This window comes from Granulicella sp. dw_53 (assembly GCF_018449545.1).
Lineage (GTDB): Bacteria > Acidobacteriota > Terriglobia > Terriglobales > Acidobacteriaceae > Edaphobacter.
Map to the genome: position 1 here is coordinate 179,869 of NZ_JAAVUR010000007.1, position 21,451 is coordinate 201,319.

Here is a 21,451-nt window from a genome sequence, read left to right on the forward strand (position 1 = left end):
ATGGCGTTTGCGAGGCCTAAGAAGCGGGAGCCGGTGGGGGAGGCTGGGTTGTTCGACTATGCCGTGGGGGTGCTGGCGCGGCGGATGCGGACGGTTCGGGATCTGCGGCGGTTGATGCGGAATCGTGCGGAGGAGGGTGAAGCGGGCGAGCGGGCGATGGATGCGGTGTGTGTCCGGCTGAAGGATCTGGGATACCTGAGCGATACGCGGTTCGCGGCGGACTATACGCGGCTGCGCAAGGAGAACGAGAAGTTCGGACGGAGGCGGGTGCAGCAGGACCTGATGCAGAAGGGTGTGCAGAAGGAGCTGATCGCCACGACGCTGGCGAAGGCCTACGACGAGGTGGATGAGGTGGGGCTGGCGCGGGAATATGTGGCTCGGAAGCGGATGAAGAAGCCGAGTGGTGTGAACGCTCAGAAGGAGACGGCCCGGGTGATGGGGCGGCTGATGCGGGCGGGGTTCTCTTCGAGCACGATTTATAAGGTGCTGCGGGAGTGGGATCTGCCGGAGGAGGCGATGCCTGTGGAGGGTGGGGCGGATTCGGATAGTTATGCGGAGCGGGATGAGGATCTGCCGGAGTTTTAGGTGTTGGGTGATGGGGGGGCGGGAGTTGTGTTCTCCATCCATTGGCTCTCTCGGGATGGGACACCTTGAGCGTTTGGGGTTTGGATAGGAGTGCGGTCGTGCTTTCGCACGATACCCCACCCTATTTGCGATGAAGCTGCAAAAAGGGTGGGGCACCCGTTTTTGTGGTCTTCCCTTGGGATTTTGTGGGTGTGGTGGGGTTTGTGGCTTGACAGTGTGGATTGGGGCTGTATAGGTTTCTATCTCAACGTCAGCGGTAACTCTGTCTGGGGCCTGATTTACGGGTCTAGGTCTGATGGTCTATTTTAAGGGCCCGCTTCTCGATAGAGTTTAAGGATGTCTGTTAAGAAAGAGTTGCCGATGAGCTTGGGTCGAAGGTTGAAGCTGGTTGTTACGGATAGTCACTTCCTCGTGCCGTTTGCGGTGCTGCTTGCAGGAATTGCTTTGTTGATCGTGTTGCACTAAAGCCAGGTTCTTGGAGCCAGAGTTTGGGCCAGCGGTTTGGTGCGTCGTGAGACGGATTTTCGAGGAGAGAACGAGATGGGAACTGCGGTACGGGCGGCGGGGAGACAAGCGGGCAAGCAGGGTGGGCGGCAGGCGATCTCGCTGCATGCGCTGGGTGTGATCTGTGGGTTGACGGCGGGGGTGTGGCTGGGTGCGGCGGAGGCTCCGACGAAGCTGGTGAATATTGGGATGTCGCCGTTTGCGGTCTCGCTGTGCATGGTGGCGGGGGTGTTTACGGCGCGGTGGACGTTTCCGACGCTGTTGAAGGGGACCAGCTACGTCTTCGCGGACCTGATGGAGAAGAAGCATCTGGTGGTGTGGGCTCTGCTGGCTGGGGCGTTGTGGGCGGTGGCGAATACGCTGACGGTGTTTGCGATTCGGGATGTGGGGCTGGCGGTAGCGTTTCCGATGTGGAATGCGAATTCGCTGATCGGGCTGTTGTGGGGGCGGGTGCTGTTTCGTGAGTTGCAGGGTGCGGGGCGGAAGACAGTCATCAAGGTGGTGTTTGGGGGCGTTGCGATCGTTGCGGCGGCGGTGATGCTAGGATTCAGCACGCTGCACGATGGCGGCGTGACGACGAAGCATGCGGTGAGCGGGATTCTGGCGGCGCTGGGAGCGAGCCTGATGTGGGGGACGATGTATGTTCCGTACCGGAAGGCTTATATCAGCGGGATGAATCCGCTGTCGTTTGTGACGGCGTTTACGGTGGGCGAGCTGGCGATGGTGTTTGCGCTGGCGGCGGCTTTGGGCGGGGGCACTCATGCTGTGCTGGCGGAGGTGGCGCAGGCGAAGGGTGTGCTGTTCTGGCTGTTCCTGGGCGGGTTTGTGTGGGTGATTGGGGATCTGTTTCAGCAGTTTGCGGCGAAGTATCTGGGGATTGGGCGGGGGATTCCGCTGTCGAATACGAACCAGTTGTGGGGGCTGGCCTGGGGGGCGTTGGTGTTCGGTGAGTTGGCTACGGCGGACAGGGCGCATCGGGTGCTGGTGATTGCGGGGTCGGCGATTATGATCCTGGGGGCGTATGCGATCAGCACGGCGGTGGCGGGGGCACGGGAGAACAGCTCGACCAACGATGCGCTGGCGCGGGAGTGCGACCGCTATGGGTTGGACTATCACCGGACGTTGATGGCGATGGCGGGTGAGGAGTTCGGTGGGCGGAATGAGCGGCGCAGGTGGTGGGACTATGCGATTGTGTTGGCCGCCACGGCAGTGTTTGTGTGGCTGGGGTTGAAGGCTACGGTGCCTCCGTTGACGATGGATATGCGCTGGGTTGCGGCGCTGGGGGTGATGTTGGTGGTTAGTCTGGGCTTGGGTGGGTGGAGTCTGTGGCGGCGGACTCGGTTTTCTTAGGGTGGAGGCTTTCGGCTGTGGTTCCTGGGGAAGGAAGGCGGTCGGGCTTTCCCACCCCAACGAGCAAAAGCGCTCGTCGGGGACCCCGGTTCGCCCGATACCCCACCCTATTTGCGATGAGACTGCAAAAAGGATGGGGCACCCGTTTTTGTGGCTGTGAGAGAGCGGAGATCCCACCCTTCGCTAGAGACAGAGGCGCGAAGGATGGGGCACCCGGGCTGTGGTTCCTGGGTTATGTTCCAGGGGTTATGGTTCCCAGGTTGTGGAGGCCCGTGAGTGGGGGCTTACGGTACCATCTTAAGTAGCGGACGCTGAGGAGTTTTCCGATCTCGTGGCCGTCCTCGTGTGAGGATGCGCTGTTTTTGGTTCCAGGTCGCTGTATGAGTCGGGCCCTTCGCTCGAGGTGGGGTTGGGAAGGTTCTGCTGAGGATATTTTGTTTCTGAACCGTCTGCGAAGGGTTACAAGAGATCATCGGTGGATTCCGGAGATCGATGGATTGCGCTTTGTGGCCATCTGCTCCGTTTTTCTTTATCACGTCTTTGGCGAGCTCTCGATTCGCTCCGGACGGGTAATTCTGGTCGAGCCGGGCTATGGGTGGCTGGCGCAGATTCTGAACAACGGGCGGCGCGGGGTGGAGCTGTTCTTCGTGATCAGCGGGCTGATTCTGGCGTTGCCGTTTGCCCGGCACTTTTTGTTGGGAGCAGGGCCGGTCTCGCTGCGGAAGTACTTTATGCGGCGAGTCACACGTCTGGAGCCGCCGTATATCGCCTCGATGATTGTGGCGGTTCTGCTGTTCGGGGTGTATCGGCATGGGCTGCCTCCGGGATATCTTCCGCATGCGCTGGCGAGCCTCTTCTATCAGCACAACCTGGTGTATGGGGAGCTGAGCTGGGTCAATCCGGTGACGTGGAGTCTCGAGGTGGAGATCCAGTTTTATATCGTCGCGCCGATTGTGATGCAGTTCTATCGCATCCGGCGGACGTGGTTGCGCCGGATAGTGCTGCTGGCGTGCATCCTGGGGGTGGAGCTGGCCCAGCCGGCTCATGCTTCGCTGCGAGTTCAAGGGAGCATTTTGTTTTATCTGCAGTACTTCCTGGCGGGGCTCCTGGTGGCGGATGTCTTTGTGCTCGAGCTCAAGGAGATGAGTTCTTCGTGGATTTGGGATTTGGCGGGGGTGTCCGCTCTAGGGGCGATCTTCTGGTTCCAGACGGAGGCGCTGTGGATGAAGATCCTGCTGCCGGTGGCGATTGGGGTCTTATGTCTTGCGGTCATGAAGAGCCATGGTTTGCGGCGGGTGCTTGGGAATCCCTGGGTCGCGGTCGTGGGGGGTATGTGCTATTCGATCTACCTGTTGCACTTCCTGTTGATCGCGGTGCTCTTCAAGGTGACGAGGCACGCTATTTTGCCGGGCCAGATCTTTGTGGTCAACTATGCGATTCAGCTTTTGTTGCTGGCGGTGCCGGTGTTGTTGATGTGTGCTGTCTTCTTTGTGTTGGTGGAGCGGCCCTGCATGGATCCGAACTGGCCCTCGAAGCTTTGGCGTAAGGTTGCGGGGCGGTCTGATGCTGTTGATGTTTTGGATAGCGGTTTGAATGCGGAGTGATTCGGGGAGTGTTTGAAGGGATTTGGTTGGGGCACCCGTAGAGTGTGCTTGGGTTGGAGAGAACAAGAGCTAGAACAGGCAACAGCAAGTGCAACCACAGGTCCTTCGACTGCGCCTCTCGCGGTGAGACTGCGAGAGGCTTCGCTCAGGATGACAAATTTGTGGGGGTTGTTTGTGTTGAGGCGATTGGTCGAACATCAGCTGGTGACTCAGCATTAGCGGGTAGCTGAGCACATTAGCTGGTGACTGAACATTAGCCGGTGACTACGGCGGCTTTCTTGAGGTAGTAGGGGTCGATGTCTACTCCGAATCCGGGGCCGGTGGGGATCTGGATGACTCCTTCGCTGTTGCTGCGGAGGCTGGAGGTGGGGCAGTGGTAGGGGAGGTCTTCGTTGAACTCTTTGAACTCGTGGTATGGGCCTGAGTTGGGGATGGCCGAGATGAAGTGCATCATGTAGACGTAGCCGAGGCCGCTGGCGGAGATGTGCGGGATGCACTGTTTGCCGAGGGCGTGGGCCATGCGGGCGACCTGCATGCAGCGGATCATGCCGCCGAAGTAGAACATGTCCTGCTGGACGATGGAGAGGCCGCCGTTGGCGATGAGCCAGCGGAAGTTGTGGGTGCTGGGCTCCTGCTCGCCGCCGGCGATGGGGATCTCGAGGGCATCGGCGACCTGGCGGGTCTCTTCGTACCAGTCGAAGGGGCAGGGCTCTTCGTAAAAGGCGTATTTGTACTGCTGCATGAGCTTGCCGATGGGGATGGCTTCGGCGGCGGTGTAGGAGCCGTTGGCGTCGGCGGAGATGACCATCTGGTCGCCGAAGGTCTTGCGGACGAGGGGGATGAGTTTTTCGCTGCGGCCCTTGGGGAACTCGGGGTGGGACATGCGGCCGCCGAGTTTGAACTTGATGGCCTTGGCGTTGGAGATGGCGACGTCGCGCTTGAGGTGGTCGATGGTCTCTTCGGCGGAGATGTCGCGCTCGCCGTTGGCCTGGTAGACGGCGATCTTCTGGTTGTAGAGCTTGTCGCTGATGAGGTGGCCGATGGGGCGCTTGGACATCTTGCCGAACATGTCGAGGATGGCGAACTCGAGGGTGGCGATGGGGACCCAGATGGCGAGGCTCTGGGCTTTGTAGTTGTTCTCGTAGACGGTGACGGCGGGGATGAGGTCTTCGATGTCGCGGGCGTCCTTGCCGATGAAGAAGGGTGCGATGTGTTTTACGAACATGGGGTAGAGGACGGCCATGAGCGCGGAGTTGGAGACGGAGATGCCCTCGTGGCCGTCGGTGGAGCGGACGCGGCAGAGGTACTCCTTCTTGTTGCGGAGGAGTTCGATGGTCTGGATGATGACGGGATCGGGGAAGAGGCCGCGCTGGAAGACGGGCTGTTTGAGGACGGCGTCGAGTTTGGCGTAGCGCTCGTTGAGGGTGCCGGGGAGGCCGTGGCGAGGGGCGTTGAGGAACTGGGCTTCGGCGTTGCGGGGGAGGGTGGCGGCGACGGCAGCGGTGGAGAGGACGTTCTGGATGAGGCTGCGGCGGGTGAGGCTCATGCTTGCTCCTGGGTGTGAGGGACGTTGGAGTGGAGAGAGGTTGAGAGCGTGCGTGGGGCAGGAAAAATTTCACTGCAAGTGTAAGGGAGGCGTGGAAGATAAGGCGAGTCCGGGTGTTGACGCGGGGAGAGCGTTCCAACTTGGGCATGCGCTGTAGCTATTGATGGGGAGGAGGTTACTATGGACTGCGACCTTGTGGGATGATGGCACAGGAGTGTGTATGGCGGTTCGGTTGAAGGATATCGCGCGGGATCTTGGAGTATCTGTGGTTACGGTGTCCAAGGTGCTGCGGGGAAACACCGACATCAGCGATGAGACCCGGAAGCGGGTGTTGAAGCGGATGAAGGAGTTGAACTACCAGCCAAACATGATGGCGCGAGGGCTGGCGAGCGGGCGGACGTATACGGTGGGGCTGGTGGTTCCGGACCTGGTGCATCCGTTCTTCGCGGAGTTTGCGAAGGCACTGAGTGGAGCTTTGAGGCCTTCGGACCGGGCGCTGATCCTTGCGTCGTCCGAGGAAGACCCGGAGATCGAGCAGAAGGAGATCCAGACGCTGCTGCGGCGCGGGGTGGATGTTCTGCTGATTGCTTCGTGCCAGGCGCAGCTCAAGAATTTTTACGATATTGGGGACCAGCGGACTCCGTACCTTCTGTTCGACCGGAACTTTCCGCATCTGGCGGCGCACTTTATAGGCTCGGATGACGTGAAGGTGGGCGAGATGGCGACGCGGCATCTGGTGGAGATGGGGCGGAAGAGGATCGCGCATATCGGGGGCAAGAACACCAGCCCGTCACTGGACCGGTTGCGGGGCTTCCGGAAGGTGATGGAGGAGGAACGGCTGCAGGTGCCGGAGGGTTACGTCGCCGTCCGCGAACGGGTGGAAGAGGCGGGCGATGCCGTGGGGTTTGCTGCGATGCAGGAGCTGCTGCGGCTGGAGCCCAGGCCGGATGCGGTCTTCTGCTACAACGACCTGACGGCGGTGGGAGCGATTGAGGCGTTGCTGGCGGCGGGTTTGAAGGTTCCGGAGGATGTGGCGGTGATCGGATGCGGGAACTTCCGGTACGCAAACTATCTGAAGGTGCCGCTGAGCTCGATCGACCATGGGACGGCGGAGCTTGGGCGGATCGCGGGAGAGCTGGCGCTGGACCTCTCGGCGAATCCTGAGCAGCCGCCGCGAAGCGTTCTGCTGGAGCCGAAGTTGGTGGTGCGGCGTTCTACTTTGGGATGATTGCGGGAACTTAGGTAAGAAAAAGAGTTTGAATAAAAAACATTTGCAAGGAATCGTCTTCGCCGAGTATAGTTACCGCTAACGTAAACCGTGGGGGATTTGTCTCTCGCGATAAGGCAGGAAAGAGGAGTCTCCCCGATGGCTACAATCGCAACGCACACACCGCTCAAGGACATGGATGAGTGGGATGAGTTTCTTACCGGACGCTACCAGGAGGGTAAGACGGAGGATCAGTTTCGCCAGTACGACGCGACCGCGAACCCGGGAGTGGCGGAGTTTTACCGGCTGAACCACCAGTACCAGACCTTCGACTATGTGATGGCGAAGGAGAAAGAGTACTTCGGCCTCGACAAGGGGATGAAGTCGATCTGGGAGGCAGCAGAGTTTCTGAACACGCTGGTGGATGACAGCGATCCGGATACGGACCTGACGCAGATCGAACATCTGCTGCAGACGTCGGAGGCGATCCGCAGGGATGGGCATCCGCGGTGGTTCGTATTGACGGGATTCATCCACGATTTAGGCAAGGTGCTTTGCCTGTGGGGCGAGCCGCAGTGGGGTGTAGTCGGGGACACGTTCCCGGTGGGATGCGCTTACTCGAAGGATATCGTTTTTCCTGAGTATTTCGCGGCAAATCCTGATATTCACAATCCGCTGTACCAGACGAAGTATGGCATCTATGAGCCCAACTGCGGGCTGGATAAGGTGCATCTATCGTTCGGGCACGACGGCTATATCGGCGAGGTGATGAAGAACTACATGCCAGAGGAGTCGTTGTATATGCTTCGGTATCACTCGTTCTATGCGGCGCACCGGCATGGGGCGTATCGGCACCTGATGAGCGATCACGACGTCGAGATGCTGGAGTGGGTGAACAAGTTCAATGTGTATGACCTGTACTCGAAGGGTCACACGAAGCCGGATGTGAAGGCGCTGAAGCCTTACTATGACGATCTGTTTGCGGAGTTCTTTCCGGAAAAGATTGCATGGTAAGAGTCGTTTAGCTCCAGGCTCTTTTGCCCCGAACCGCGATGCGGTTCGGGGCTTTTTCTTTGGGTTGAGTCAAGGGATTGGAAGAATTGTTCTTCTAGTTTGCGCTATCCGAAGTGGCGAAATTGAGTAACTCTGTCTTTTACCGTTACTTATCTAACATATTCAGGATTGTCTAGTTAGCGCTACCGTTGCGTATTTTTCTTGACGGTCGTAGGTGGGCGTGCGTAATGTTCTCCCCGAACCTAAGGACGGCCTGAAAGAGCCGTTGAACTGAGCTGGTGACTTCCGGATATGAGCTGTTGCTGCCCGCGATATGGGCGTGAATGGCTCTTGGAGTCGAACAGCGGCTGGCCGGAGTGCTGTGCCGAAGGACTGATATCGACGGAGAGAGATTATGCAAAGTAGAAGAGAGTTGAAGTCTGCAAATGGATCGCGGGTAGTTCGGGATGTGAGGAGTTTTCTGGCAGGGGTGCGTGGATGGATCGTCCTGGGGGTCGCCGTATTGTTGTTGTTCCCTGGTGGACGTCTGAACGCACAGTTTGAGAGCGCGTCGGTGCTGGGATATGTGAGGGACAGCTCGGGAGCGGCGATTCCGAATACGACTGTAACGCTGACGAACACCGCGACCTCGATTGCGCAGAAGGTGACGACGGATGGCGAGGGGAAGTTCGAGTTTTCGAGCATCCAGATCGGGCAGTACGTTGTGGAGACACAGGCCGCGGGGTTTGAGCGGTCGCAGACGCAGCCGTTTACGGTGACGACGAATGCCCGTCAGAGAGTAGACGTGGCGATGAAGACCGGATCAGTAACTGAGACGGTGACGGTCACCGGTTCTGCTACTGCCTTGGAGACGGAGACGAGCTCGCGCGGTCAGGTAATCGCTACACACGAGATCGAGAACCTGCCTTTGAATGGGCGGTCTTATGCGGACCTGGTGCTGCTGGCGCCGGGCGTGCGTAAGTCGACGCTTCAGAATCAGACTGCATCGAGCCGCGAGGCGTCGTTCAACGTGAACGGCCAGCGGTCGGCGTTCAATAACTTTTTGTTGGATGGTTTGGATAACAACAACTACGGCACTTCGAACCAGGGGTTTGCGAACGAGAATATTCCGCCATCGCCGGATGCGGTGAGCGAGTTCCGGGTTGAGACCAATAACTACTCTGCGGAGTATGGGCGGGCTTCGGGTGCGGTGATCAACGTGTCCACTCGTCGTGGCACGAATCAGTTTCATGGCAAGGCTTACGACTATCTGCGGAATACCAGCCTGAATGCGATCGGGCCTTTTGTGCCGGTAGGCAACGTGAAGCAGGTTTTTATTCGTAATCAGTTCGGTGGCACGTTTGGCGGACCGATCTACAAGGACCACACCTTCTTCTTCGCGGACTACGAAGGGTTGCGGCAGATCTTTCGCAACCAGGTCTCAACTGTAACTTTGCCGAATGCGGAGCAACGGAATGGAGTGTTTCTGCTGCATCGCGTGGACGGCACGACAGCTCCTATTCCGCTCTACAACCCGCTGACGGGAACGGCCTATACGACGGGCACTATTCCGGGTACGCCGTTTGGACGGGCGGTGCTGGCGGCGCTGCCGACGAACACGCTTCAGGGTGGTGCGGTGAACAGCGCCACGATCTCGAATAACTACAGCGCTTCGCCGCGTGGAACGATCCAGGACGACAAGGGCGATGGGCGTATCGACCACACGTTCAATGCCAGGTGGAGCTTGTTTGGCCGCTACAGCGAACATCGTGGAACGATCTTCGATCCGCCGACGGTGCTGGGCCGGGCTGGTGGAAACGCGAATGCAAACGTTAAGCTTTTGAACCGGCAGATTGCAGGCGGTACTACCTGGGTGATCTCGCCCAATAAGTTGTTGGATATTCGTTTTGCTTATACGACGAACCAGGGAGCGAAGACGCCGTTTGGGCAGGGCGATCCATCTTTGCTGACGGAGAACGGCATCACGAATGGCATTCCGACCGATCCCAGCATTGTGCGCGATTTGAACGCTCAATCGATCTCGGGCTTTACGCAACTAGGCGCTCAGCCTTCGAGCCCGCAGTTCCAGAACCCCGTCATCTACGACCCCAAGGCGAACTATACGTGGGTGCGTGGGAAGCACTCCATGAAGTTCGGTTATGAGTATGAAGCGGTGAATACGCAGGTGAACGACTTCAATCCCAGCTACGGGCAGGATAACTACAACAGCCTGTATGCGGCAGGACCTTCGGCGACGTTCTTCCCCACATGCTCGACCACGGTTACGACGGGTTGCATTCCAACCGATACGGCGAGCGGAAACTCTGCAGCGACGCAGATTGCCCAGGCGCGGGCGTTGGCTGACTTCCTGTTCGGCAACCGGTCTTCTTACTCGCTGACCAACTTCACGGTCGTCAATCTGCGGCAGCGGTTCAACTACATGTATGTGCAGGACGACATGAAGCTGACGCCTTCGCTGACGTTGAATGTGGGCCTACGCTATGAGCTTGCGACTCCGCAGTGGGAGCGCGATAACAAGCTGGCGAATTTCAATCCTGCGACCAACTCACTGATTCAGGCCAAGGCTGGCAGCGTCTATGACAGGGCTTTGGTGAATATTCCTAAGAAGAACTGGGGACCGCGTTTTGGCTTCTCTTATAGCGCGACGCCTAAGACGGTTCTTCGTGGTGGTTATGGCATCAGCTATACCCAGTACAACCGCGCTGGTGGTGAGAATAACCTGACCTACAACGGGCCGAACGTAGTAAATGCTTCGATCAATAACAACAATTCGACTTATCCCACGGCAACCAGCCGTTGCACTAGTGACACGCAGGATCAGACGCTGTGCTTCCGGCAGACGCAGCAAGGCTATGCTATTGGCTTGACTGCTCCTGCCAACTTCAACCCATCCAAGGTTACTTCACGTTATATTCCTAAGAACTTTGCGACGGGATATGTGCAGAGCTATCACGTTGGCTTCCAGCAGCAGCTTCCGGCCGGCGTGGTATTGGATCTTGCTTACGTCGGAAACAAGGGCACGCACTTACAGGTGCTGGCCGACTATAACCAAGCTACTCCATGCTTAAATGCTGGAGGAGCGGGCTGCGCGGCGTATCAGTCGCGGCGTCCGGTCACGACCTTCGGCGATATTGAGATCGCCTATGGTGGTAACTCCTCGAACTATAACTCGCTGCAGGCGAAGGTAGAGAAGCGGGCAGGTGCTCTGTATGTGCTGGACTCGTTTACTTATAGCCGCGCGTTCGATCTTGCCTCAGGACATCTTGAGACATCGAACAACGATAACTCGCGTGTGAACTTTGCGAATCCGCGCAACGACTATGGCCCGTCGGGATACGATCAACCGCTGAACAACACGACGTCGATCGTGTACGACTTACCTTACGGTCATGGGCGTAAATACGGAGCGCAGTCGAATGCCATCGTCAACCAGGTATTGGGTGGATGGCAGCTTACTGTGATCAACACGATGACAAGCGGTCTGCCGTTCAACCTTACCTATAACTCGTCTTCTACCAATCCGTTGTATACGACGGACCTGGTGACGTTCCGTCCGCAGTTGATTGTGCCGTCCGCCAACATCAAGGCTCCGGCGGCGAATCGCGTCAAGACGGCGACCGCGTTGGGAGGGTATCTGGATATCACCAATCTGAAGGTGCCTTCCGTGGCGTTGGGCAATACCACTCCGTACGGCAATGTGTCGCGTAACAAGCTGCGGTCCTATGCTTATTTCAATACGGATCTGGGAGTGCATAAGCAGTTCGACCTCTGGCGAGAGTCTTCCAAGCTGGAGTTTCGTGCCGAGGCTTTCAACGTGCTGAACCAGGTCAACTACCAGGCTCCGGACGGCAATATCTCCAATGGCAGCTTCGGCTCGATCACTGCGGCTTACCCGGCGCGGCAGATCCAGTTGGCGGCGAAGCTGATCTTCTAGGAGTCGTATTTGCGATGGACGGCGCGACCCTGGATGTTCACAGGGACGCGCCGTTCGCGTTTCCTGTCATGATTGAGTGATGTAGTTCTAGGAGAATTGAGAGATGCGTATGGATCGGCGGCAGTTTGGGGTATTGGGCGCGCAGGCGCTAGTGGCGGCTTCTACACAGCGGGCGTGGAGTGCGATGGCGGCTCCTACTACTGCGGAGCGGTTTCACTTTGCGGTGGTGGCAGATCCGCATGTGATCGATGAGTTCTATGTGAAGGGCACGGAGAACGGCGTTGAGGACAACGAGAGCATTCTGCTGACGGGGGAGCGGCTGGCTTCGGCGCGGGCTCTGATCAACTCGCTACAGCCGAGGATGGAGCAGGTATTTGTGGTGGGAGATTGCTTCCATAACTATCCATCTGCGGACTACGATTTTTACTTCAAGAACAAGACGCGGATCGATATCGCGAAGGAGATGTTCGACGGGTTCAGCGCGCCGGTGCATCTGGGGTTTGGGAACCATGACTACGATGTGCCGCGGGTATCGCGGGAGATGAGCCACCAGTTGTTTGCAGAGAAGCTGAAGGCCAAGCCTTACTCGTCGGTGGACTACAAGGGATTTCGTTTTGTGCACCTGAACAACTTTATGGGTGCGACGTGGGATAAGGGATCGAGCCAGTTCAACAAGGGGATGGGATCGCTGGGCGAGGAGCAGTTGAACTGGTTTGAAGCGCTGATGGCGGAGCGCAAGCCGACGGTGGTCTTCATTCACTATCCGCTGTGGATTGTGAGCCCGACGGAGGTGAAGGACTATGGGCTGCATCCTCTGCTCAAGAAGCATCAGGAGACGATCCAGATGGTGATCGCAGGGCACTGGCACAAGTGGGTGGACTTCGCCCACACGTATGGGCCGCAGCACTATGTCTCGGGGGCGACGCGGTATGACGCGAACGCCTACATGCTCTTCGAGGCGGATGCGAAGGCGCAGAAGCTGCGTTGGATGAACGCGGACCTGGTGGAGTGGTCGACGCACTACAGCAAGCCCTATACAAAGCGGGGATGACCGATCGGGCGGCCGGCGCGCGACTGTCTGGACGTGGAGAGACTGGCGGCTTAGAGTGATTGGTGAATTCAGTACGGCCTTGCGAGGGATCCATGGTATCGAGACGAAGTTTTGTGGGAGCGATGTCGGCTGCTTCGGTGGCGGGGTACGTACGGAGTGCGCTGGGAGTTCCACTGGGGCTAAATCTTGCTGAAGCGGGCGCGGGTGCGAACGATCCGCTGAAGTTCGTGAAGATCGCAATTGGTACGGGCGGGCATGGACACACGTATCCGGGGGCGACGGTGCCGTTCGGCGCGGTGCAGCTGGGGCCGGATACGGGTGCGAGCGACTGGGATCATAGCTCGGGGTATCACTACTCGGATAGCGCGATTCTGGGATTCAGCCATACGCATCTCAGCGGGACGGGCTGCGTCGATCTGCTGGATGTGTTGCTGATGCCCGCTACAGACGACTTCAAGTTCGACCCGCAGGCAAAGGCGGATTCGGCGACGAGCTATCGGTCGAAGTTTTCGCACAGCGATGAGGAGATGGCGCCGGGGTACTACAAGGTCTATCTGCAAGACTCGAAGGTGACGGCGGAGCTTACAACGACGGAGCGGACGGGACTGCATCGATATACATTTCCAAAGTCGGACAAGGCTTGTTTCCTGCTGGATATGGCGCATACCGGACAGCCTGGAGTGGATGCGAGTCGTCCTAACGATCCGATCACACCTGCCGTGCGGTGGGCTTCGGTGAAGGTGATAGGAAACGATACGATCGTCGGCGGACGATGCATGGACGTGTGGGCTAAAGGCAGAGAGATCTACTTTGCGATGAAGTTCTCGAAGCCGTTCAGTTTGGTGGAGATCTATTCGGATGGAAAGCTCGACGCAACGGCGAAGGAGGCGAAGAGCGGATCGGTGCGGTGCGTGGTGCACTTTAAGACGCATGAGAAGGAAGTGGTGCAGGTGAAGACGGGGATCTCAGGCGTGAGCATCGAGGGTGCGACCGCGAACCTGAAGGCGGAGGCTCCGGCGTGGGACTTTGATGGGACTAAGGATGCTGCCGCGGGGCGATGGCGGAAGGAGCTGAGTCGGATCAAGGTTAGCTCTGAGGATACGAGGTCCTTGGAGATATTTTATACGGGGCTGTATCACATGATGGTGGCTCCGACGCTCTTCGATGATGTGGATGGGCAGTATCGCGGAATGGATGGGAAGGTTCATATGCTGGCGAAGGGGACGCATAACTACAGCACCTTCTCGCTGTGGGATACGTACCGGGCGCTGCATCCGATGTTCACGTTGATGGTTCCGGAGCGTGTGCCGGACTTTGTGAACTGCATGATCCGGATGGCGGAGCAGAGTCCGGAGGGTGTGCCAGTGTGGCCGTTGCAGGGACGGGAGACAGGATGCATGGTCGGGTATCACTCGGCTCCGGTGGTGGCGGAGGCGCTGGTGAAGGGCTTCAAGGGCATCGATGCGAAGGCTGCCTATGCGCCGTTTCGCAAGCGCGATATGGAGGATGACTATCGCGGGCTCGCGGCTTACCGGAAGCTGGGATATGTGCCTTGCGATGTGCAGGACGAATCGGCGAGCAAGACGATGGACTATGCGTATGACGACCGTGCTGTCGCGGCGCTGGCGCTGGCTGCGGGTGACGTCGATGCGCATAAGCAGTTGCTGGAGCGGTCGCGCTGCTTTGTGAATCTGTACGACAAGGAGTCGGGGTTCATTCGTCCGAAGTACGCGGATGGAAGCTGGGCGGGGAAGCCGTTCAATCCGAAGGGCATCAATATCTCGGGTAAGTGGCGCGACTATACGGAGGCCAATGCGTGGCAGACGACCTTTCTAGTGCAGCACGATCCGGCTCTGCTGATCGAGACGATGGGTGGCGATGCGGCGTTCGTGAAGAAGCTGGATGAGCTGTTTACGCAGAGCTCGGATCTGCCGCCGGATATGCCGCCCGATGTATCGGGGTTGGTAGGGCAGTATGCGCATGGGAACGAGCCGAATCATCACATTGCGTATCTGTACAACTATGCGGGCGCTCCAGAGAAGACGCAGGCGCGGGTGCGGAGTCTGCTGGAGACGATGTACGACAACAAGCCGGATGGAATGGCGGGGAACGAGGACTGCGGACAGATGTCGGCGTGGTTCGTGATCAGCGCGCTGGGCTTGTATGCGGTCGATCCGGTGAGCGGTGAGTATGACTTTGGGACTCCGCTTTTCGACCGGGTGGAGATGACGGTGGGTGGTGGGAAGAAGCTGCTGGTGGAGGCGAAGCGGCAGTCGGCGAAGTCGGTCTATATCCAGTCGGTGACTTGGAATGGGACGGCTCATGCGGGGCTGCGGATTCCTCATGCAGAGCTGGCGAAGGGTGGGACGCTGGTCTTCCATCTAAGCGACATGCCAACGAAACAGTCTTTGACGCTGAGTTAACGTTGCAGGACGGGAGATTGTGATGGCAGAGAGTCAGTACATCCTGGCGCTGGACCAGGGCACTACGAGTTCGCGGGCGATGGTGATCGATGTGCGCGGCAATATGCTTTCATTGGCGCAGAGGCCGTTTCCGCAAGTGTTTCCGAAGCCCGGCTGGGTGGAGCACTGTCCGGTGGAGATTTGGTCGACGCAGAGCGGCGTCGCCATGGAGGCGCTGACTGCGGCGGATCTCACGGAGCGGGATATCGTCGCGATAGGGATTACGAACCAGCGTGAGACGGCAGTAGTGTGGAACCGGGAGACCGGGGAGCCGGTCTACAACGCGATCGTATGGCAGGATCGGCGGACCGCTGAGTTCTGTGATGCGCTGCGGAGCGATGGTCATGCGGCGACGATTCAGGCGAAGACCGGGTTGCTGCCGGATGCGTACTTTTCAGCGAGCAAGGTGCATTGGATTCTGAAGAACGTCGAAGGTGCGCGGACGCTGGCCGACGCGGGCAAGCTGGCCTTCGGGACGGTGGATAGCTGGCTGATCTGGAAGCTAACGCAAGGCGCGACGCATGTGACCGATGCGACGAACGCCTCACGGACGATGCTCTACAACATCCATACGGGTGAGTGGGATGAAGAACTACTGGAGATCTTTGGCGTGCCGCGCTCGATGTTGCCGGAGGTGGTGGCTTCGAGTGGGCGGTGTGCGGTGACGAGCGGGATCTTGAGTGGGATTCCAATCGCTGGTATCGCCGGAGATCAGCAAGCGGCGCTGTTTGGGCAGATGTGCGTGCAGCCAGGGATGGCGAAGTGCACCTTCGGGACAGGCGCCTTCATGCTGTTGCATACAGGTGAGACGCCGATGAAGTCGAAGAATCAACTGCTGACGACGATTGCGTGGAAGATCGGCGACACGGTGGAGTATGCGCTGGAAGGCAGCATGCTGATGGCTGGTGCTGTGGTGCAGTGGCTGCGGGATGAACTGCAGATCATCCGGACGTCAGCGGAGGTGGAGGAGCTGGCTGCTTCGGTGGATAGCAGCAACGGAGTCGTGCTGGTGCCTGCGTTTGCGGGGCTGGGGGCTCCGCACTGGGATCAGTATGCGCGAGGGGCGATTGTAGGGCTGACGCGAGGGACGACGCGGGCGCATATTGCTCGAGCGGCGCTGGAGGGAGTCGCGTTGCAGGTGAAGGATGTGCTGGAGGCGATGCAGGCGGACTCGGGTCTGCCGCTGGCTCAGTTGCGGGTGGATGGAGGAGCGTCGGCGAATAATCTGTTGATGCAGATTCAGGCGGATGTGCTGGGGATCGATGTGGTGCGGCCGAAGAACGCAGAGTCCACAGTGCTGGGAGCGGCGTATCTCGCAGGTCTGGCTGTGGGATACTGGCCGAATAAGGAAGCGATTGCCAGCCAGTGGCAGGTCGATCGGGTATTCAGGCCGGCGATTGATGCACAGGCGCGGGCTGGCGTGTTGAAGACGTGGCGGCGGGCGCTGGAGCGGGCGAAGGATTGGGAGCAGGGAGCTTGATGGAGCGAGTGGAGGTTCTGCGGCGATTGGGTGAAGGAGGCGCTCCGTGGGATGTGCTGATCCTGGGCGGTGGAGCGACCGGGCTGGGGACCGCGGTGGAGGCGGCTTCGCGCGGGCTGCGGACGGTGTTGGTTGAGCGGTACGACTTCGCGAAGGGGACTTCGAGCCGCAGCACCAAGCTGGTGCATGGCGGCGTGCGCTATCTGGAGCAGATGAATGTGACGCTGGTGCTGGATGCGCTGCGCGAGCGTGGATATATGCTGCGGAACGCTCCGCATCTGGTGCGCAATCTGGGGTTCGTGATTCCTGCTTACGATCTGCTGTCGTTGCCTTACTATGCCTTTGGGTTGAAGGTGTATGAGATGTTGTCGGGCAAGCTGTCGTTGGGGCCTTCGAAGGCGTTGTCGCGGGAGCGGACGATGGAGCTGTTGCCTGGGGTGAAGGCAGATGGGCTGCGCGGCGGAGTGCTGTATCAGGATGGGCAGTTCGACGATGCGCGGTATGCGATTGCGCTGCTGCGGACGTTTCAGGATCTGGGTGGAACGGCGATCAACTACGTCGAAGCGGTTGGGCTGATCGAGAGGGACGGAAAGGTCATTGGAGCGCGTGTGCGCGATGGCGAGAGCGGCGAGGAGTTCGAGCTGGCGGCGAAGGCGGTGATCAATGCGACTGGCGTGTTTACGGAGCAGGTGCTCGGGATGGAAGGCGGCGAGCACGAGCCGCTGCTGACGGTGAGCCAAGGAAGTCACATCGTGCTGCCGCGTGAGTTTCTGCCAGGTAGTTCGGCGTTGATGATTCCGAAGACTTCGGATGGGCGAGTTTTGTTTGCGATTCCGTGGCATGAGGCGGTGATCGTAGGGACGACGGATGAAGGCGTGCCGCGGAGTTCGGTGGAGCCGCGGGCGATGGCGAAGGAGCGGAGTTTCCTGACCGAGTATGTCGGGCGATATATGGGGCGGAGGCCGGAGCCGTCGGAGGTGCGGAGCGTTTGGTCGGGGCTGAGGCCGCTGGTGCGGAAGGGTGGAGGGAAGACCTCCAAGCTGTCGCGGGATCATACGATCCTGGTGTCGAAGGCGGGGATGATTACCGTTACGGGCGGCAAGTGGACGACGTATCGGAAGATGGGTGAGGATGCGATCGATCGTGCTGTTGAGGTGCATGGTCTGCCGAAGAAGAGATCTACTACAGCGGAGATGAGGCTGCATGGGTGGGTTGCGGCTCCGCTGGACGATGCGGGGGAGTGGGAGGCCGTTTATGGAGCGGATCTTCCGGCGTTGCGGGCGCTGATCGCTTCGGATGCGAGGTGGGGTGAGCGGCTTCATCCGCGGTTGCCTTATCGGGTGGGTGAGATAGTATGGGCCGCACGGTTTGAGATGGCTCGGACGGTGGAGGATGTTTTGGCTCGGCGGATGCGGGCGTTGTTTCTGGATGCTCGGGCGGCGATGGAGGCTGCTCCAGTTGTGGCGCGGGTTTTGGCGGAGGAGTTGGGGCGGAGCGATGCGGAGCGGGAGTGGGATCTGGAGCGTTTCTACGGTGTGGCGCGAGGGTATGTGTATGAGGAGAGTTAGAAGTCTATGACCGATCTGTCTTCTGTGTTGTCTCCTGTGGTGGGCGAGTTTATTGGGACGTTTGTGTTGATCGTGCTGGGCAACGGCGTCGTCGCGGGAGCGCTGCTGAATCGCTCGAAGGGGCAGAACGCGGGTTGGGTCGCGATTACGGCGGGTTGGGGTCTGGCTGTGTTCGCGGGCGTGGCGGTGAGTGCGGCGCTGGGGGATTCGGATGGGCATCTGAATCCGGCGTTCACGCTGGCTTCGGTGATGATGACCGGCAATGCGATGCGGCTGTTGACTTATATTCCGGCGCAGTTGCTGGGGGCCTTTTGCGGGGCGGCGGTGGTGTGGCTGTTCTATAAGCCGCATTGGGAGGTGACGGAGGATGTGGGGGCGAAGTTTGGGTGCTTTGCTACTTCGCCTGCGATCCGGAGCCCGATGTGGAACTTCTTCAGTGAGGTTGTGGGGACCTTCATTCTGGTGTTGGTGGCTACGGCGCTGTTCTCGAAGCGGGTCTCCCCGGCGGGGTTGGCTCCGGGGCTGGGGCCGGTGCTGGTGGGGTCGCTGGTGTGGGGGATTGGTTTGTCGCTGGGTGGGGCTACGGGGTATGCGATCAATCCGGCGCGGGATCTGGGGCCTCGGCTGGCGCACTTTGTGCTGCCGGTTGCCGGGAAGGGTGGCAGCGACTGGGGGTATGCCTGGGTGCCGATTCTGGGGCCTATGGCGGGGGCGGCTTTGGCGGCTGGGCTGGTCCTAGGGTTGGGGATGCTCTAGGGTGCCCCCCTTGCCTGCTTGTAAGCGTAATGGTTGCAACTAGATGCGGGGGAGGGCTGTCCCTAAATTCTTCCAGGTAAACGGCTTGTGTCCAAATATGTGCAGGGCAAGGAGTTATGGGTTTTCGATTGTTAAAGAACTTAAGCCCCGGTTTCCGGGGCTTTCTTTTTTGCTGCTGGTTCTATTTTATCGAGTGGGGCATAACTAACATGCCACTTTTCTTTATTTTTTATCTTGTTTGGTTTTAGTGGGTTGCGGGATTCTTTGGGGTTTGTGGGGGTTGACAGTTTTTGGGTGTGTGTCGCGGATGGTCAGCTGGAGATTTTGTTTTGGTGCTGTTTTAGAGGGTTTATGAGCAGCCGGGAAGTTCTACTTCCCAGCCTTCGCTAGAGGCAGAGGCGCGAAGGATCGGGCACCCGGGCTGTTGGTGCTTATGGAAGGAAAGGCGGTCGGGCTTTGCCCGATACCCCACCCTATTTGCGATGAGACTGCAAAAATGGTGGGGTGCCCGCATGGTGCTGCTTCGTTTGGGGCTGGGTGTGGGGAGAGTGGGGTTTGGCGTTATCGATTCGGGCTCATGGTGTGGTTAAGAGATCGGGGAGGAGCTTGAGAGTACGTTCGAAGGTTGCGGTGTCCCCTACGACCCTGGCTACGACAAGGGAGCCTTCGATGCGAACGATGGCCTCTTCCGCTTTGGAGCGTGCTGCTGCCGGGCTCAGGCCACTTTCTTTGGCAATCTGCGTAAAGGCGTTGATCCAGGCCTGCATGGCGCCTCTAAGAGCGAGAAGAAGCTCTTCGGGGGCTCCGGGAATGGAGAGAATCTCCGTAAGGCATGCCTTGGAACCACCCGCATAGAACTCCCTTAGCCGCTCTGCGACGAACGAGATACGTTTGCGCGTGGTGCCGGTTCCGGTAAGCGGCTCGAAGACATTGGCTTGGAACCATGCCACCACATCCGTGGCAACGGCCATTGCGATCTCATCCTTCCCACCGGGGTAACGATAGTAGAGGCTGGCTTTCTCCAGGCCTGTCGCGTCTGCGAGCCGTTTGAGGCTCACGCCCTCGAACCCATAGGAACGAAACAGGTCCAGCGCAGTTGCCATAAAGACTTCGTCGCTAATAAGCCGGTGTGCCATCGATACCTCACCTCTTTAATATATGCCGATCATTCGGTAGGGATTCATTTTTTGAGAATAGAACTCTCTGCATCTTTACCGAACGGTCGGTAATCATATGGTTGCAATCTACGAATTGGTCCACTTGGGCCACTCGAATTAAAAGGAGAAAGAAAATGTCACGTTTACAACCTATTGATCCCTCAACCGCCACCGGAAAAGCTAAAGAACTGCTCGATGCCGTGAAGGGCAAACTCGGCCTTGTGCCGAATATGACCAGAGTGATGGCCGTGTCGCCCGCTGTGCTGGAGTCCTATCTTGGTTTCAGCGGAGCTCTTGCGGGTGGCCTTCTGGATGCCAAGACTCGTGAGCAACTCGCCTTGCTGACGGCGCAGGAAAACCACTGCGACTATTGCCTGTCCGCGCATACGGCCATTGGCAAGATGGTTGGACTGAACCACGAACAGATCGTCGCCAGTCGCGAGGGTGATGGCGGCGACCCAAAGACCACGGCAGGGCTGACGTTTGCAAAGCGGGTTCTGGAGACGAAGGGCCAGATTCTCGTAGCAGATCTCGTCGCAGTGCGTGGCGCTGGCTTCTCTGAAGGAGAGATCGCGGAGGTTATCGCGCACGTCGCGCTCAACGTGTTTACTAACTACTTCAACGTAGCGACGAATGTGGATATCGACTTTCCGAGGGTGTCGTACACGGAGGCCGCATAACGCGGAGTAAGGGCGCCGGGGTAGCAGTTCGCTGTTGCCTCGGCGAGATGTTGATATGTATGTGTGAGCTTCTATGCTTCTTCGTTTGGTGCTGGGTGAGGGTTGTGGTGGAGAAAAGGGTTTCTCCGCTTGAGATGATGGCTCTTTTGTTGGGCAAGAGCGTTACGCTCAGTCAGAACTGCAACTGCGAAATACAGGGGTCCTTCACTACGTTCAGGATGACGGCATAAAACAAGCAACTACAAAGGCAAAGACAACTGCAACGGCAAGTGCAACCGCGGGTCCTTCGACTGCGTAACTCGCGGTGAAGCTGCGAGTTACTTCGCTCAGGATGACAAATTTGTGGGGGTGTTTGTTTTTGAGGCGATGTGGCTGAGGAGGGGTTGTGGTTCCCCAACTATCGGGCGGAGGTGTGAGGACAATTGACAACGGTTTTGGCTTTGGGGTTGGGGGAGGGAAGGCGGTCGGGCTTTCCCACCCCAACGAGCAAAAGCGCTCGTCGGGGACCCCGGTTCGCCCGATACCTCACCCTATTTGCGATGCGACTGCAAAA

The 21,451-nt window shown here is 58.7% G+C and carries 15 protein-coding genes; 13 read left to right on the plus strand and 2 right to left on the minus strand.

The features are described from left to right. The 4 genes from HB393_RS12715 to HB393_RS12730 all read left to right on the plus strand — a co-directional run bounded on the left by HB393_RS12715 (position 1) and on the right by HB393_RS12730 (position 4,043). Entirely contained in the window at positions 1–585 is a 585-nt protein-coding gene (locus HB393_RS12715; protein ID WP_213805551.1) for a RecX family transcriptional regulator, read from the plus strand. A 360-nt stretch (positions 586–945) separates the two neighbouring features. Beyond that, on the plus strand, positions 946–1,050 hold the full coding sequence (locus HB393_RS12720; RefSeq protein WP_213805552.1) for a translocated intimin receptor Tir: 105 nt from the start codon (positions 946–948) through the stop codon (positions 1,048–1,050). A gap of 75 nt (positions 1,051–1,125) precedes the next feature. Continuing rightward, positions 1,126–2,439 (plus strand): GRP family sugar transporter, encoded by a 1,314-nt coding sequence (locus HB393_RS12725; RefSeq protein ID WP_213805553.1) that lies wholly within the window; start codon positions 1,126–1,128, stop codon positions 2,437–2,439. A gap of 380 nt (positions 2,440–2,819) precedes the next feature. Beyond that, positions 2,820–4,043, plus strand: a complete 1,224-nt coding sequence (locus HB393_RS12730) for an acyltransferase (RefSeq protein ID WP_255551053.1) — start codon at positions 2,820–2,822, stop codon at positions 4,041–4,043. Between the two features lie 253 nt (positions 4,044–4,296). Here HB393_RS12730 and HB393_RS12735 read toward each other — a convergent pair whose 3' ends face one another. Next, positions 4,297–5,589 (minus strand): mandelate racemase/muconate lactonizing enzyme family protein, encoded by a 1,293-nt coding sequence (locus tag HB393_RS12735; RefSeq protein ID WP_213805555.1) that lies wholly within the window; start codon positions 5,587–5,589, stop codon positions 4,297–4,299. Positions 5,590–5,809: 220 nt separating this feature from the next. Here HB393_RS12735 and HB393_RS12740 point away from each other — a divergent pair, with 220 nt between their 5' ends. The 8 genes from HB393_RS12740 to HB393_RS12775 all read left to right on the plus strand — a co-directional run bounded on the left by HB393_RS12740 (position 5,810) and on the right by HB393_RS12775 (position 19,061). Next, the gene (locus HB393_RS12740; protein ID WP_213805556.1) at positions 5,810–6,817 is read left to right on the plus strand and encodes a LacI family DNA-binding transcriptional regulator; all 1,008 of its coding nucleotides are present in this window, start codon (positions 5,810–5,812) and stop codon (positions 6,815–6,817) included. 138 nt (positions 6,818–6,955) lie between these two features. Then, positions 6,956–7,810 (plus strand): inositol oxygenase, encoded by an 855-nt coding sequence (locus tag HB393_RS12745; RefSeq protein WP_255551054.1) that lies wholly within the window; start codon positions 6,956–6,958, stop codon positions 7,808–7,810. Between the two features lie 394 nt (positions 7,811–8,204). Further along, positions 8,205–11,744, plus strand: a complete 3,540-nt coding sequence (locus HB393_RS12750) for a TonB-dependent receptor (RefSeq protein WP_213805557.1) — start codon at positions 8,205–8,207, stop codon at positions 11,742–11,744. A 103-nt stretch (positions 11,745–11,847) separates the two neighbouring features. Then, positions 11,848–12,795 carry a metallophosphoesterase gene (locus HB393_RS12755; RefSeq protein WP_345945178.1) on the plus strand — a complete coding sequence of 316 codons (948 nt, stop codon included), beginning with the start codon at positions 11,848–11,850 and terminating at the stop codon, positions 12,793–12,795. A gap of 92 nt (positions 12,796–12,887) precedes the next feature. Then, the gene (locus tag HB393_RS12760) at positions 12,888–15,218 is read left to right on the plus strand and encodes a GH92 family glycosyl hydrolase (RefSeq protein WP_213805558.1); all 2,331 of its coding nucleotides are present in this window, start codon (positions 12,888–12,890) and stop codon (positions 15,216–15,218) included. Between the two features lie 22 nt (positions 15,219–15,240). Continuing rightward, on the plus strand, positions 15,241–16,737 hold the full coding sequence (gene glpK / locus HB393_RS12765; protein ID WP_213805559.1) for a glycerol kinase GlpK: 1,497 nt from the start codon (positions 15,241–15,243) through the stop codon (positions 16,735–16,737). Further along, on the plus strand, positions 16,737–18,305 hold the full coding sequence (locus HB393_RS12770; RefSeq protein ID WP_213805700.1) for a glycerol-3-phosphate dehydrogenase/oxidase: 1,569 nt from the start codon (positions 16,737–16,739) through the stop codon (positions 18,303–18,305). The genes glpK and HB393_RS12770 overlap by 1 nt, the downstream gene beginning before the upstream one ends. A gap of 6 nt (positions 18,306–18,311) precedes the next feature. Beyond that, a complete protein-coding gene (locus tag HB393_RS12775) occupies positions 18,312–19,061 on the plus strand; it encodes an MIP/aquaporin family protein (RefSeq protein ID WP_213805560.1) in 750 nt (249 codons plus the stop codon). Positions 19,062–19,636: 575 nt separating this feature from the next. Here the strand turns inward: HB393_RS12775 and HB393_RS12780 are convergent. After that, positions 19,637–20,197: a TetR/AcrR family transcriptional regulator gene (locus HB393_RS12780; protein WP_213805561.1), complete on the minus strand. Its 561-nt coding sequence runs from the start codon at positions 20,195–20,197 to the stop codon at positions 19,637–19,639. A 155-nt stretch (positions 20,198–20,352) separates the two neighbouring features. Here HB393_RS12780 and HB393_RS12785 point away from each other — a divergent pair, with 155 nt between their 5' ends. Then, positions 20,353–20,898 carry a carboxymuconolactone decarboxylase family protein gene (locus HB393_RS12785; protein ID WP_213805562.1) on the plus strand — a complete coding sequence of 182 codons (546 nt, stop codon included), beginning with the start codon at positions 20,353–20,355 and terminating at the stop codon, positions 20,896–20,898. The last annotated feature ends 553 nt before the right edge of the window (positions 20,899–21,451 follow it).

What these genes read in the sequence shown, in the direction of transcription:
- HB393_RS12715 (WP_213805551.1), top strand. Translation starts at nt 1, where the DNA reads ATGGCGTTTGCGAGGCCTAAGAAGCGGGAGCCGGTGGGGGAGGCTGGG.
- HB393_RS12720 (WP_213805552.1), top strand. Translation starts at nt 946, where the DNA reads ATGAGCTTGGGTCGAAGGTTGAAGCTGGTTGTTACGGATAGTCACTTC.
- HB393_RS12725 (WP_213805553.1), top strand. Translation starts at nt 1,126, where the DNA reads ATGGGAACTGCGGTACGGGCGGCGGGGAGACAAGCGGGCAAGCAGGGT.
- HB393_RS12730 (WP_255551053.1), top strand. Translation starts at nt 2,820, where the DNA reads ATGAGTCGGGCCCTTCGCTCGAGGTGGGGTTGGGAAGGTTCTGCTGAG.
- HB393_RS12735 (WP_213805555.1), bottom strand. Translation starts at nt 5,589, where the DNA reads ATGAGCCTCACCCGCCGCAGCCTCATCCAGAACGTCCTCTCCACCGCT.
- HB393_RS12740 (WP_213805556.1), top strand. Translation starts at nt 5,810, where the DNA reads ATGGCGGTTCGGTTGAAGGATATCGCGCGGGATCTTGGAGTATCTGTG.
- HB393_RS12745 (WP_255551054.1), top strand. Translation starts at nt 6,956, where the DNA reads ATGGCTACAATCGCAACGCACACACCGCTCAAGGACATGGATGAGTGG.
- HB393_RS12750 (WP_213805557.1), top strand. Translation starts at nt 8,205, where the DNA reads ATGCAAAGTAGAAGAGAGTTGAAGTCTGCAAATGGATCGCGGGTAGTT.
- HB393_RS12755 (WP_345945178.1), top strand. Translation starts at nt 11,848, where the DNA reads ATGCGTATGGATCGGCGGCAGTTTGGGGTATTGGGCGCGCAGGCGCTA.
- HB393_RS12760 (WP_213805558.1), top strand. Translation starts at nt 12,888, where the DNA reads ATGGTATCGAGACGAAGTTTTGTGGGAGCGATGTCGGCTGCTTCGGTG.
- glpK (WP_213805559.1), top strand. Translation starts at nt 15,241, where the DNA reads ATGGCAGAGAGTCAGTACATCCTGGCGCTGGACCAGGGCACTACGAGT.
- HB393_RS12770 (WP_213805700.1), top strand. Translation starts at nt 16,737, where the DNA reads ATGGAGCGAGTGGAGGTTCTGCGGCGATTGGGTGAAGGAGGCGCTCCG.
- HB393_RS12775 (WP_213805560.1), top strand. Translation starts at nt 18,312, where the DNA reads ATGACCGATCTGTCTTCTGTGTTGTCTCCTGTGGTGGGCGAGTTTATT.
- HB393_RS12780 (WP_213805561.1), bottom strand. Translation starts at nt 20,197, where the DNA reads ATGGCACACCGGCTTATTAGCGACGAAGTCTTTATGGCAACTGCGCTG.
- HB393_RS12785 (WP_213805562.1), top strand. Translation starts at nt 20,353, where the DNA reads ATGTCACGTTTACAACCTATTGATCCCTCAACCGCCACCGGAAAAGCT.